10 protein-coding genes are annotated in these 13,241 nt (G+C 74.5%); 2 read left to right on the forward strand and 8 right to left on the reverse strand.

Annotation, left to right across the window (positions count from 1 at the left end; translation table 11 throughout):
- Window positions 1-19 precede the first annotated feature (19 nt).
- The 6 genes from A3Q37_RS23825 to A3Q37_RS23850 all read right to left on the reverse strand — a co-directional run bounded on the left by A3Q37_RS23825 (window position 20) and on the right by A3Q37_RS23850 (window position 8,588).
- Window positions 20-1,117 (reverse strand): acyltransferase, encoded by a 1,098-nt coding sequence (locus tag A3Q37_RS23825; protein WP_065487659.1) that lies wholly within the window; start codon window positions 1,115-1,117, stop codon window positions 20-22.
- 5 nt (window positions 1,118-1,122) lie between these two features.
- The gene (locus tag A3Q37_RS23830) at window positions 1,123-3,879 is read right to left on the reverse strand and encodes a polysaccharide pyruvyl transferase family protein (protein ID WP_255311915.1); all 2,757 of its coding nucleotides are present in this window, start codon (window positions 3,877-3,879) and stop codon (window positions 1,123-1,125) included.
- Window positions 3,876-5,246, reverse strand: coding sequence for a hypothetical protein (locus A3Q37_RS23835; RefSeq protein ID WP_065487660.1), 1,371 nt, complete (start codon window positions 5,244-5,246; stop codon window positions 3,876-3,878). Before A3Q37_RS23835 ends, A3Q37_RS23830 begins: the two co-directional genes overlap by 4 nt.
- 67 nt (window positions 5,247-5,313) lie before the next feature.
- On the reverse strand, window positions 5,314-6,807 hold the full coding sequence (locus A3Q37_RS23840) for a polysialyltransferase family glycosyltransferase (RefSeq protein ID WP_176711492.1): 1,494 nt from the start codon (window positions 6,805-6,807) through the stop codon (window positions 5,314-5,316).
- Between the two features lie 3 nt (window positions 6,808-6,810).
- Window positions 6,811-7,794: a glycosyltransferase family 2 protein gene (locus A3Q37_RS23845; RefSeq protein WP_065487661.1), complete on the reverse strand. Its 984-nt coding sequence runs from the start codon at window positions 7,792-7,794 to the stop codon at window positions 6,811-6,813.
- A 143-nt stretch (window positions 7,795-7,937) separates the two neighbouring features.
- A complete protein-coding gene (locus A3Q37_RS23850) occupies window positions 7,938-8,588 on the reverse strand; it encodes a TetR/AcrR family transcriptional regulator C-terminal domain-containing protein (RefSeq protein WP_065487662.1) in 651 nt (216 codons plus the stop codon).
- 38 nt (window positions 8,589-8,626) lie between these two features.
- Here A3Q37_RS23850 and A3Q37_RS23855 point away from each other — a divergent pair, with 38 nt between their 5' ends.
- Window positions 8,627-10,093, forward strand: coding sequence for an FAD-dependent monooxygenase (locus tag A3Q37_RS23855; RefSeq protein WP_065487663.1), 1,467 nt, complete (start codon window positions 8,627-8,629; stop codon window positions 10,091-10,093).
- 47 nt (window positions 10,094-10,140) lie between these two features.
- On the opposite strand, the gene leuE is transcribed toward A3Q37_RS23855, so the two are convergent.
- The gene (gene leuE / locus A3Q37_RS23860) at window positions 10,141-10,818 is read right to left on the reverse strand and encodes a leucine efflux protein LeuE (RefSeq protein ID WP_065487664.1); all 678 of its coding nucleotides are present in this window, start codon (window positions 10,816-10,818) and stop codon (window positions 10,141-10,143) included.
- 250 nt (window positions 10,819-11,068) lie between these two features.
- Between leuE and A3Q37_RS23865 the strand changes: the two genes are divergently transcribed.
- A complete protein-coding gene (locus A3Q37_RS23865; RefSeq protein ID WP_065487685.1) occupies window positions 11,069-12,061 on the forward strand; it encodes a L,D-transpeptidase family protein in 993 nt (330 codons plus the stop codon).
- Between the two features lie 271 nt (window positions 12,062-12,332).
- On the opposite strand, the gene A3Q37_RS23870 is transcribed toward A3Q37_RS23865, so the two are convergent.
- Window positions 12,333-13,241 (reverse strand): hypothetical protein (locus A3Q37_RS23870; RefSeq protein WP_065487665.1); only part of this gene is annotated, 909 nt, incomplete at its 5' end.

The following is a 13,241-nucleotide window of genomic DNA, read 5'->3' on the forward strand; positions in this document are numbered from 1 at the left end:
CCACCCCGCCGACGTACCCTCAGCCCAGCAGTCGTGCCAGCCCGATGCGGCGCCACAGCAGGACCGCCGCGAACGACAGCACGGTGATCGCCGCCGACACGACCAGGAAGAGCGCCACCGTGGCCGGCCACCCCACGTCGGCCCGGACCAGTCGGCCGGCCACCACGTCCTCGAACATGACGTGGACCAGGTAGACCCCGAACGTCGCGTCGACGAGGCGGCTCACCACGGGGCGGAACCGGTCCGGGAGCCGCACCCGGTGCAGCGAGAGCACGAAACCGCCGGTGAGCAGCGCGATCGCCAGGCTCGCGTTCGGTATGACGTAATGGATCCTGTGCTGGTACGCGATCACGGCGACCAGGCTCCCCGCGGCGAGCAGCAGCCAGGGCAGCCGGCGTCTGCCGAACGCCCCGGCGGGCGCCGCTATCAGCAGGGCGCCCAGCACCGCGTAGATCACCTGGTACGCGCCGAAGCTCCAGCCGAAACGCGGCACGTCCCAGTCGGTGACCCGGGAGAGATCGCCGGCCAGCGTCGGGGCGGCCGCGACGGCCAGAAGCACCGCCGCGACGCCCCAGGGGCGCTTGCCCGCCCGCATCATCGGGATCAGGGCCAGCGCCATGATCAGCGGAATGTAGGCGTAGAGGTACCAGATGTGGTAGGCGGGCCGGACGGAGGCGAACAGCGAGTCCAGGGCCAGGTCTCCGATCGGCCCGTCGTTGGTGCCCCGCCACCGCCCCCACAGCAGGTAGAGGGCCGTCCACACCGCGAGCGGCACCAGCAGCCGGACCATCCGCTGCCGCAGCCGGGCGCCGTCCTTGGGCGGCGCTCCGACCAGGGCGGCCCAGCCCGCTATGGCGAAGAACGTCGGTACGGCGAACCTGCCGAGGGAATCCGCGAAGAGACCGGTCCAGTAGGCGGGCGCGCCGCCGGAGGCCTTGCGTCCTGCGGCGTCCAGGAAGGTGGCGCCCGCGTGCGAGACGATCACGCCGACCGAGCAGAGCAGCCGGATCACGTCGATGTCGTAGCGGTGCTCGCGCACGGGAAGGGAGGCTTCCGGGACCGTCGGCACCGGGGCGGGGAGCGAGGCGGGAGCGGAGGGGGAGGGTGTGGTGGACATGGTCCTCAGGGGGTGGGCGGGGAGGTGCGGAGGGAGGGGGCGGCGTGGTCCCCGTCGGCGGCGGACCGGGGCGCGGGGACCACGGGAGCGGTGCCAGGGCCGCCGGACGGGTCACCGAACGGGTCGGGGAGACCGGTGAGTTCACGCAGCAGGGCGAGGTTGTCGCGGGTGACGGACCACAGCGTCCGCTGCCGGTCGTGGACGTCGGCCACCGCCGCCGGATGGTCGGCCAGCACCGCGAGGGCCCGCTCCGCGAGCCGGGCGCCGAGGGCCCGTTCGTGAACGGAGACGCCCCAGTCGGGCCGGTCGATGTCGGCCAGGAAGTAGGCCAGTTTGGGGTGCGAGACCAGGCTGATGACGGGGGTGCCGCAGCCGAAGGGGATCATCCCGGCGTGCCCGCGCATCCCGATCACCAGCCGGGTACGCCGGTAGAGGTCGCGGATGGCGTCGTTGGAGAGGAGATACAGCGGCTCCACGGGGAGGGTGAGGCCGTGTTCGCGGCGCAGATCGTCGACGAAGCGCTCGTCGGCGGGCATGTGCGCGGCGTACCGGACCTCCGCGACGGCGGAAATGCCCCTGATCCCGGCGGCCATCTCCGCCAGGAAGTGCCCGTAGTCGTGGCCGAAGCGGAGACCGGCCCGGTCGTAGGCGCAGTTGATGAGCACGGTGTCCTCGCGTACGGCGGGTTCGGCGAGGCGGGGGTCGAGGTGGCGGGCGACCGTGGTGGGGCAAGGCTGGTAGCGCACCTTCTCGCGGAGGGAGTCGGGCAGCAGCTCCCTGACCCGGGCGACGGAGCCGTGGTTGCGCAGCCCGAAGAACGCGGACCGCTCGACCAGGGCTTGCAGCGAGGCCGCGAACCGCTCGCGCCGGTAGCGCTGGCCGTCGAAGACGTTGTAGCCGACGGCGAAGACCGCCAGGGGGGCGGTGATCCGGGCGAGCACGTCGTCGGGGATGTTCCACTGCCAGCCGCTGTTGCCGTTGGGCGCGGTGTCGGGGAGGAAGAGCCCGCCGCCGCCGACGATCACTGCCCTGCGGGCGTTGAGGCGTTCGAGGCCGGCCTCGTCGACGAGCAGATGCGCGTGCTGCTGGTGCCAGCGGCCGGGGCCGGTGTCGGCGGTGAAGCAGCTGCGGACCGCCTCGGGCAGCACCTTGTCGCCCGCGTTCTCGTCACCGTCGGCGAACAGGGCGACATGGGCGAGCTGTTCACTGGGCGAGGTGTCCGGCGAGGTGGTTACCGCCGCGATCATCTGGGACGTACGGGCGTACCAGGCACGGCAGTTGGCGTCGGTCGGGTCGGAGTCCAGACCGGCGAGCGCGTAACCCCGGGCGTCCTCGGTACGCCCCAGCAGCCAGGCGAGGCGGGCGAGTTGGCCGTACGCGCGCGGGGCGAAGTCCGGGGACGCGGTGGCCAGGAGGAGGTGCGTCTCGGCTTCCTCGTACCGGGACAGCGCCATCAGGCAGACCCCGAGCGTCTCGTGGCAGCGCGGCAGGTCGGGGCGGCCCGCGACGGCCTCGCCCAGCAGGGCGACGGCCAGGTCGTGGTGTCCACGCCCCCGGTGGATCTCGGCGAGCTGCCGGACCAGGTCGATCGGCGGCCGGGCGCCGTCGGGGAACGGGAGCGCGAGGTGCAGCAGCAGGTCGGGGTGTTTGGCACCGGGGAGGGCGAGGTAGGCGGCGCGGAACGCCTCGTCGTCCAGGTCGTGGCGTGCCCGGGCCGCGTGGGCGGGACCGGCGGAAGTCGTGGGCGTACCGGCGAAGTTCAGGACGACGACGCCTTCGGGGACCGCCAGGTCGTCGCGGAGCCGCGCCGCCGGGAAGTCGTACCGGGATTCCAGGGGTACGAGGAGGCTCTCCGGGATGTCCTGCGCGGTGGCGGGCGGTTCGGGGTGGTCGAGGTCCTGGCGCTGGATGACCAGGAGTCCGTCGTCGGCGATGCCGTTACGCGGGTCCGATCCGGGGCGCGGCACGGCGGCCACGCCCGTACGGAGTCGGAGCAGGGCGTCCATCCCGCCGAGGACGATCTGGGCGGGGGTGAGGGCGATGACGGTGTCGTAGCCGTCGAGGCGGAGGATGTCGTCGCGTCCGGCGGCCGTGCGCGGGATCAGCCGGGGGTGCAGCCGGTGGGCGGCGTCGAAGGCGGTGTCCGGCAGACCGGGGTGCAGGACGACGACGTCCTCGCAGAGCGCCGGGTTGCTCAGCGCGAGGCTGCGCAGGAGGTCCTGGAGCCCGGGCAGTCGGCCCGCGTCGGCGACGTACACGGCGAAGGCGATCCGCCGCTTTCCGGTGACGGCGCGGCGGTCGTCGGCGGAGGCGGGACCCGTCGTGGGGCCGATGGACGCGGGGCCCGGGAAAGCCGGGCCGGTGGACGCGGTCGCCAGGGACGCGGGGCCCGTCGCGGGGCCGGTGGACGCGGTCGCCGGGGACGCGGAGCCCGTGGACGTGGGGCCGGTGGAAGCGGGGCCCGTCCTGGGGCCGGTGGGCGCGGGGCCCGGGAAAGCCGGGCCAGTGGACGCGGTCGCCGGGGACGCGGGGCCGGTGGACGCGGTGTCCGGGGACGCAGGCCCCGTCGCGGGGCCGGTGGACGCGATGCCCAGGGACGCGGGACCCGTCACGGGGCCGGTGGACGCGGGGCCCGGGGAAGCGGGGCCGGTGGACGCGGTGGCCGGGGAGACGGAGCCCGGGGACACAGCCGCCGGGGAGGCGGAGCCCGTCGTGGAGCCGGTCGCGGAAGCGGCCGCAGAGTTGGAGTCGTTCGTCGTCATCTCAGGGTGATCCTCACTGCGGTGGCGTCCGTGGTCCCGGTCCGCGATCCGATCCACTCCCGCTCGCGCGGGGACAGGGCCGCCGGTCCTTCGAACCCGATGAGGTCCACCCGGGCCGGGGTGCCCAGGAAGTCGAGGAGCCGCAGCACGGTGTACGCGGTGCTCGCGGGCTCTTCCGCGTCCACCGCCTCGGCGAGCAGGGCCGGATCGTGCAGCGGGCGGCGCAGCGTCGCGTCGCCGACGCGGTCCTGGGCGCCGGGGACGAGCCGGCCGCGCAGGGCGAGCCGCCAGTGCGGGAGCGGGTCGCCGAAGACCAGCCGGGCGGTGGCCCTGCGGTCCCACCGGGGGCCCTTCCACGGGGTGGTGCCGCGCAGGGTGACGGCGTGCAGGTCGGTCCGGGCGGTGGGGGCGGCGTGGCGTACGGCGTCGCAGCGCACGACGAGGTCGTACCCCTCGATGAGGGCGGCCAGGGAACTGCCCGGCCGCTGCTCCTGCTCGGCGGTGTGCGGTGTGTCGGCGACCAGGCACACCGTCCGGCCCGCGAGGAACCGGCGCAGACCCGGTACGCCGATGGGTTCGGCCCCGCCGAGCAGCGGGTCGTCCATCGGGTCGCGGTCCGCGAGCCGGCGGTGCTCGGCGTAGAGCGCGGCGAGCCGGCGGACGGCCGGGTCGGCGGCGCCGCGTTCGGTGGTGCGGAGCCGGACGAGTTCGGTGAAGGCGGTGCGGGCCTCGGCGGCGGGGAGGTGGCGGGAGAGACGGAGGCCCACCGTCGCGTCGTCGCCGCCTGTGCCCTCGCGCCTGCCCCCGTCGTCGTCCCCGTCCCCGTCCCCGAACAGCGCCAGCGCCTCGTCGATGCGGTCTCCCGCCGCGCGGAGGGCGGCGATCCGGCGTTCGACGTCGCGCGAGGCGGCGGTGTTCTGCTGGAGCGCCAGGTGGCGTTCGTACGCGGTGATCGCCTCCTCGTTCCGGCCGAGCGCGTCCAGGGCGTTGCCGCGCAGCCGCCACGCCCCCTTGGAGCGGGCGCGCAGGGCGGTCGCCTCGTCGGCGAGGCCCAGGGCGAGGCGGGCCCCGGCGTCGCCGCCGCTGTCCAGGGCCTGCTGTCCGGTCCGCAGCAGCGCGTCGAACGCGTCGGCCCCCGGGGTCGAGCACGCGGTGGTCAGGGTCCCGATCGACGCGACGAGCCGGGTGCGGCGGGCGTCGGTGAGAGGGCCGGACGCGGCGAGGGCGGCGAGGTGGTCGCCGCAGAGCCGCAGGGCGGCCAGGAGCGCCGGGTCCGGTCCGCCGCCGGGGCGTGCCCGGGTCGGCGTGCCCGCCCGTCCCGCTCTCGCACGTACTGACGTGAGCAGCCCGGTGAGGGTCTGGCCCATGCTCGTTCCGCCGTTCTGTGAGTCGGACGCCGGCACCGGGGTTTCGGGCCCCGGTCCCGGCCCCGGGTCAGAGGCCCAGGGTGCTGCGGGTACGCCGTACGGTGCGGCGCAGCCGGACCGCCGCGCCCCGGGGGCCACCGCCGCCGGGCAGGGTGAGGCTCTGGAGCCGGCGGCGTTTGAAGTAGTGCTGGGTGGTGGGGTCGAGATGCTCCCGCAGCCAGGCCTCGGCCTCGGGGCGCAGCCCGGGGTTGAGCTTGGCCTGCATGCAGTAGCCGACGGTCCGCACCAGCGGGGCGAGGGTGTCGGGCGCGGTGCGCGGGAGACGGGGGACGCCCCCGGAGCCCCCCGGCGCGCCCGGGCCGTCCGGGGTGCCCTGCGCGCCCGGGCCGCCCCCGGTGTCCGCGTCGCCCACGTCGCCCAGGTCGTCCAGCGCGTCCAGGTCCGGCACGAGGTGGTCGGTGATCGTCAGCGGGATGCGGTTGCTGTTCTCGTACGGGGTGATCCGGTCGAGGACCAGCCGGGTGCCGACGCGGGCGACGGGGATGCTGTAGTACGCGGCGGCGGTGAACATCGCGGTGGAGAAGCAGCCGACGACGAGGGTCGGCGCGCACCGCTCGTACAGCGTTTCGGCGAGCAGCGGGCTGTCCAGCGTGGTGAGCCGTACGCCGAGTTCGGCGGCGGCCTCGTCCAGGGCGCGGGAGTAGCGGGCCGGGGCGGTGGGGTGCGGCTTGAAGAGGATGGAGGTGTGCCCGGCGCGGGCGGCTCCGCGCAGCATCCGGATGTGCAGCTCCTCTTCCTCTTCCGGGGTGAGGATGGTGAGGGCGGCGAGGTACTGGCCCAGCAGCATCGCGGTGGGGGCGGCGGCCTCGGCGGCGGCGAGCCCCTGGTCGCCCTCGGCGGCAGCGGCGATCTCGGAGAGGACCGCGCGGAAGGCGTCGTCCGGGACGAGTTCGGGCTCGACGCCGGCCTCGGCGAGGAGGAGCGGGCGCAGCCCGGTGACCAGGTCGAGGTGGAGGACGCGCCGGATGCGGCAGGCGATGGACTGGGGCAGCCGGTTGCGGGTGGGGCCGTAGCTCATCAGGCCGTCGGCGTAGACGTGGACGGCGCTCTCGGAGAAGATCGCGGCGAGCGCGCGGGCCGGGTTGACCTGGATGGACTCGACCGCGAGGTCGACGGGGGCGTCGGGGTCGATGTCCCAGGCGCGGCGGAAGGCCCGCTGCCACAGGACGGTCTCCTCGGAGCGGGGGCCCCAGCCGCTGGGGTGGTGCGGGCTGATCGCTTCGTTCCAGTCGACGACGGCGTCGAAGCGGGCGGCGAGGGATCCGTAACCGCGCATCTCCTCCAGGCGCAGGGCGGTCTCGGGGACGGCCGCGTTGTTGGAGACGAGCAGGATGCGGTGGCTGTCGGTGGCCCGGCCGAACTGTCCGGCGTCGAGCGCGGCGGCGAGGGTGGCCGCGCCGTACAGGGTGGAGACCTGGAAGATCTGGGTGCGCGGGGGCGTACGTACAGGCGTGGTTACGGGCGTGGCTGCGGGCGTCGGTACGGGCTCGGGCACGGTCATCGGTCAGGCGGCCTTCTGCTTGGTCGGCTTGGTCTGCTTGGTGCGCAGACGGCTGAGCAGCGTGCCGCGCTTGTCGTCGATCGTCGTCAGGGTGCGATCGAGCACGTCCTGCGGCATCCGGCCCAGCGCGGCGGCAGACTCGGCGCGCAGCTTCCGGGCGGTGGCGGGCTCGTAGTCGTCGGCCTTCTCGTTGTGGAAGGCGATCATCGCGCAGTAGGTACGGACGGCCTTCGGCAGCAGGGCGTCCGCGTCCCGGTCGGCGCGCAGCTCGTCGAGCAGCGTGTCGTAGGAGGCGAAGAAGTCGAGCTGGCGGGCGTCCTTGATCTGGGTCAGGGAGGTGGTGACCCCGCGCCGGTAGAAGATGCCGTACAGCCCGAGCGCGGCGTAGGTGCGGGCGCGCAGATGGAGCTGCCACACCCACAGCCGGTCCTCGGCGGTGCGCAGTTCGGTGGCGAAGCGCTGGGCGCCGTCCGCGAAGAGCCGCCGGTGGTAGATCCCGGCCCAGACGAACGGGTAGTCGACCATGGTCTCGCGCTCGGGCGCGCCGATGCCGTCGCGGGGGTCGAGCAGAGTGTCCCGGAGCGGGGCGGGGGCGCGCCGCACGACGCGGGCGGTGCCGGTGGACTGGACGTGGTCGGTGCGGGCGAAGTCGCAGTCGAGGTCCTGGGCGGCGCGCAGCAGCCGTACGAGGTGGCCGGGGGCGTACCAGTCGTCGCCGTCGAGGAAGGTGAGGTAGTCGCCGTCCGCGGCGTCGATGCCGCTGTTGCGGGCGGCCGCGATGCCGACGTTCGTACCGTGTCTGATCACCCGGGCGCGCGGCAGCCGCTCCGCCCAGTGGTCGACGATGTCCTGCGTACCGTCGGTGGACGCGTCATCGACCAGCAGGAACTCGATGTCCGGGTCCGCGTTGCGGGCCAGACTGCCCAGCGTGGTCGGGGCGTACGCCGCGACATTGTGGAACGGTACGACAACGGACAGTTTCGGCACGCGTGCCCTCGCCTTCGATCATGGTCCCGACAACGTAGTGAGACCGCGGAAGGATCGGGTGACACCCGCCACGACAGCGGGTGAACTCTGCGCGTCGCCCGGATGACCGGGTACGCCACCGGGGGCCTGCGGCGCGCCCCGCCTCACCTCACCCCGTACCGCGCCTCGATGCCCGCGACGATCAGCAGCAGGCCGTCCTCGAAGCGTTCGTCGTAGCCGGTGAAGATCTCCGGGCCGGCGGCGGCCGCGAGGGGGAACTCCGCCATGCGGTCGGCCCGTTCATCGACGTCGAAGCCCTCGCGCCGCTCGTCCGGCATGGGCCGGACGCCCTGTTCCTCGGTGACGAAGCCCATCGTGTACGCGGACGCGGTGGTGCCCGCGCGGACCGCCTGGCGCAGGGTGAAGCCCGCCTCGGTCATGGTCCGCAGATGCGCGTCCAGGCCGGGGGCGTGGTCGGTGCCGGTGAAGCGGGCGCCGCTGTAGACCTTCGCGCCGTCGCGGTAGCTCAGGAGCGCGGCGCGCAGGGCGGTGTTGTACGCGACGAGCTGCGCCTGCCAGGTGGCGGGGGCCTCGTCGGGGCCGGGCAGGCCGTCGGCGAGCATCCGGCGGTACATCAGCGTGGCCATCTCGTCGAGGAGGGCCTGCTTGTCCTTGAAGTGCCAGTAGAGGGCGGGTGCCTTGACGCCGAGCTCGCCGGCGATGGCCCGCAGGCTCAGGCCGTCGAGGCCCACTTCGTTCAGCAGTCGCAGGGCGGTCTCGGCGACGCGCGCCCGGTCGATCTTCGTCGTAGCCACCTTGACAATTTAACAGCGTTAAGCGCAGACTCCGAATCATGGAACTTAACAACGTTAAGGAAAGTGTCCGGGCCTCGGCCGAGGTCGACGTACTGATCGTCGGCGCCGGGCCCAGCGGCCTCGCGCTCGCCGTCGATCTGGCCCGCCGGGGCGTGCCCGCGCTGGTCGTCGAGCAGGCGGAGACCCTCTTCCCCGGCTCCCGGGGCAAGGGCGTCCAGCCGCGCACCCGGGAGGTGTTCGACGACCTCGGGGCGGGCGACGCGGTGCGCGAGCACGGCGGCACGGCACCGGTCGGGATGGCCTGGGCGGACGGCGTACGGCAGGGCACGTACGAGATGTTCCGCAGGGCGGCGCCCACCGACGCGGAGCCGTACGGGGAGCCCTGGCTGCTGCCCCAGTGGCGGACCCAGGAGATCCTGCTCGGCCGGCTGCGCGAACTCGGCGGCGACGTCACCTTCTCCACCGCGCTGACCACGCTGGCCCAGGACGCCGCCGGGGTCACCGCCGAGCTGACGACCGGGACCATCCGGGCCTCCTGGCTGGTCGCGGCGGACGGCGGACGCTCCACCGTGCGGCGGGCGCTCGGGGTGGGCATGACGGGTGAGACCGTCGATCCGGCACCGATGCTCGTCGCCGACGTGCGGATCGCGCCCGCCGCCCTCGACCGGGACAACTGGCACATCTTCACGGGTGACGCGGGCTACACCACCCTGTGCCCGCTGCCCGGCACGGACGACTTCCAGCTGGTCGCCCAGTTCAAGGAGGGCGCACCCGATCTCGCGCCGGAGGCCGTACGCGCCCTGGTCGCCGACCGCACCCACCTGGCCGCCCAGGACGTCACCGAGGTCCGGTGGTCCTCCGACTTCCGCCCGCGCGCCGCTCTCGCCGACCGCTTCCGGGCGGGCCGGGTGCTGCTCATGGGCGACGCGGCGCACATCCACTCCCCGGCGGGCGGCCAGGGGCTGAACACCAGCGTCCAGGACGCGTACAACCTGGGCTGGAAGCTCGGCCAGGTGCTGCTGCACGGCGCGCCCGAGGCCCTGATCGACAGTTACGAGGAGGAGCGCCGCCCGGTCGCCGAGGCGATGCTGGGCCTGTCGACCCGGATCCACCAGGGCCGCCAGGAGCGCGGCCGGGACACCCAGCAGCTCGGTCTCGGCTACCGGGGCGGCCCGCTCTCCACCGGCCGGGCGGGGCTGCTGGAGGCGGGCGACCGCGCGCCGGACGGGCCCGCCGGCGCGCACGGGCGGCTGTTCGACCTGTTCCGGGGGCCGCACTTCACGCTGCTGGCGCTGGGCACGGACGCCGCGCTTCCGGCGGTGGCGGACGCGTCGGTGCGTACGTACCGGGGACCGGCCCCGGAGGCGTACGGACCGGGGCTCTTCCTCGTCCGGCCGGACGGCTACATCGGCTGGGCGGGCGAGGACCCGGCCGGGCTCGCCGCGTACGCCGAACCGCTGGGCCTCGACCTCAGGTCCGCTGAGGCCGCCCGCCGATCGGATTGAGGCCACCCGCCGGACGGGCCGTTCCGCCGGCTACACGCTGCCTCCGGCTACACGCTGCTGAGCGAGAGCTTGGCGGCGAACCCGAGGAAGAGGACGCCGGCCGCCGAAGTGGCCCCCGCCGAGAGCCGCTTACGCCGGCGGAAGACGGCGGCCAGCCGGGTGCCGCCGAAGATCAGCACCGAGAGGTAGGCGAAGCTGGCGAGCTGGAGCAGGGTGCCGAGCACCAGGAACGACAGCGCCGGGTAGGCGTAGCCGGGGTCGACGAACTGGACGAAGAAGGAGATCAGGAACAGGATCGCCTTCGGGTTGACCAGGCTGACCACGAGCGCCCGGCGGTAGGGCCGCTCGACAGGGCCCGCCGCCCGGGAATCGTCGCCGGCCGCCTCGACCGTCTCGACGAGTTCGGCGGTACGCCGGTGCCGCTCGCGCCACAGGGCCACGGCGGCCCGCAGCATCCCGATGGCCATCCAGGTCAGATAGGCCGCGCCCGCGTACTTGACGATCGCGAAGAGCAGGGGCGTGGTGGTCAGCAGGGACGCGGCGCCCAGAGCGGCGAGCGTCATCAGGACGGTGTCCCCGGTCCAGACGCCCGCGGCTGCTTTGTACCCGGTGCGTACGCCGCGTCGGGCGGCGACGGAGAGCACGTAGAGCGAGTTCGGACCCGGCAGAAGGACGATCAGCGCCAGGCCGGCGAGATAGGTCGGAAGATCGGTGACACCCAGCATGAACGGAGTCTCGCACGCCGGTACGGGGCGTCGTCCAGGGGGTTTCACCAGGCGATACGGCCGGTCCGGCGCCGCGCGGAGGAGGGCCGGTCCCGACGGTCCGGACCCGGCCATGATCGGCCGGGCGTCGGCTCGGGGGGCTGGACGCGCGGCGCGCGTCCGACGGAGGATTCGGGGACCGGGCCGGACGGGAATCCGTACAGGAGGCACCAGGCCGGCGGGTGAGCCGGTGAACGAGGGGGGACCGAAGATGGTGGGCACGGACACGGACAGCGGGTGGGACGGCCGGGAGACGCGAGGCACGCGCGGCGCACGTCCGGCCGCGGCGATACCGGCCCGTCGCATCGCCGCCGTGTGCCTCGTCGCGCTGGCCGCCCTCGCGACGGGGTGCGAACCGGGTACCGCGGCGGGTGCGCAGGACGCGCCACCTCCGGCGCGGGCCACGCAGGCAGCCGCCCCCTCCCCCACGCGTACCGCTCCCGCGACCGAGGACGCGAAGCCGCGTACGGCACCACCGTCACCGAGCCCGTCGGCGTCCACGACCGCACCGTCCCCGGCCGCAGCCCCGACGACCGCCCGCCCGGCCCCGGAACCGAGCACCGCACCGCCGCCGCGCGTCCTGATGCGGACCGGGTCCGAGAGCGACCGGGTGCGCGAACTCCAGGCGCGGCTGCGCCAGATCGGCCACTTCGGGCGCACCCCCACCGGCTACTACGGCTCCGTCACCGCCGACGCCGTACGGTCCTTCCAGGCCAAGCGGAGTCTGCCCGTCACCGGCTCGACCGACGAGGTCACCTGGCGGCGACTGCTGGCGATGACCCGGGTGCCGACGGCCGCCGAACTGCGCCCGCCGACCGAGCGGCCGGTGGCCGCGCCGGACGAACGGTGCCTGAAGGGCCGGGTCCTGTGCATCAGCAAGAACAGCCGGACCCTGGCGTGGATGGTCGACGGCCGGGTCGTCTCGGCGATGGACGTGCGCTTCGGCTCGGAGTACACGCCCACCCGCGAGGGCGTGTTCGAGGTGTTCTGGAAGTCCCGGGACCATGTGTCGACGCTGTACGACACCCCGATGCCGTACGCCCTGTTCTTCAGCGGCGGCCAGGCGGTGCACTACTCCGCGGACTTCGCGGCCAACGGCTACGGCGGCGCCTCGCACGGCTGCGTCAACGTACGGGACAAGAAGAAGGTCGCGGCGCTGTTCGACCAGGTGAGGACCGGCGACAAGGTCGTCGTCTACTGGTGACCGGCTGCTCGACCGGAACGTACGCCAGGAGAGCCGGTGCGTACGCCGGGAGAGCCGGTACGGAGACGGGCCGTTACGGGGACGGGAGAGGGCGCGGGCGGGACCGGGGGAACGTGTCCCGCCCGCGCCGATGCGCTGAGCCGAAGGTACGGGGGGAACCCCGGCTCGTCGCGCGGCCGATGACCAGTCGGCTCACTCTGTACTGCGCCCGGCCTTCGAAAAACGTCACACCTGGTCGCGCGGGACCTCTGCCGAGACCTGAAAACGCAGGTCAGCGGGTCAGTACGGGGGCCGCACCGCTGCTCGTCGGGAGGGGCGGAACCTCGGCGTCCGCGCCCATGCCGACGCCGGCTTCCGGGGCCGGGGCGGCGCGGGGTACGGGATGGAAGGAGACGGGCGGCAGGGAGCCGCCGCCCGGCCCGTTCTGACCGCCGTCGTCGTCATCGTCGTCGTCGCCCCCGCCACCGGAGCCGCCGTTCCCACCGCTCCCCCCGCTCCCCCCGAGGAGGCGGTCGCAGAAGCGCTCCAGGTTCTTCTCGCCCTTGGCGAACTCGATGAGCTGGCGCCGGCTGCGGTCGTCCAGGGTGCCTTCGCGGAAGGCTTTGCAGGCCTTGACGGACTTCTCGTACCAGTTGCCCGAGTCCGTGTCGCCGCCGGAACCGCCGGGCCGGTCGTCCCGCCCGGTGCCGCCCCCGGTGGTCTCCTCGCGGCCGTTGCCGCCGGGGCGGTCCGGGGTGTCGGGGCGGCCCGTGCCGGACTCGCGGCCCGTGTCGCCGGTCCGCGCGCCGCCGGGGGCTTCGGGGCCGCCGGATTCGCGGGCCGTGGGCGAGGTGGAGGATTCCGGCTCGGCGGGCGATGACGGGTCCGCCGGGGCGGACGGGTCGTCGACGGAGTCGCTGGACATGAGGGGGCCCGGGGTCACGGCGGCCGATACGGAGCTGGCGGGCGTGGGCGAGCCCTGCCCGCCGAAGGTTCCGGTGAACACGCCCGTACCGGCGGCGACGGCCACTCCGCCGAGCGCGCAGCCCGCGAGCGAGGCGGCCAGGCCGAAGCGGACGGGCCGGCTCCAGCGGGGGCGGCGGGCCGGGGCGGCAGGGGCGGAGCCGAGCTGGACGGCGTGCAGCTGCCCGGGGCGGCCGGGGACGGCGGCACCGGCAGCGCGGCCGGCGAGCCGGTCGAC

Origin of the sequence: Streptomyces sp. PTY087I2 (assembly GCF_001687325.1) — a bacterium.
Lineage (GTDB): Bacteria > Actinomycetota > Actinomycetes > Streptomycetales > Streptomycetaceae > Streptomyces.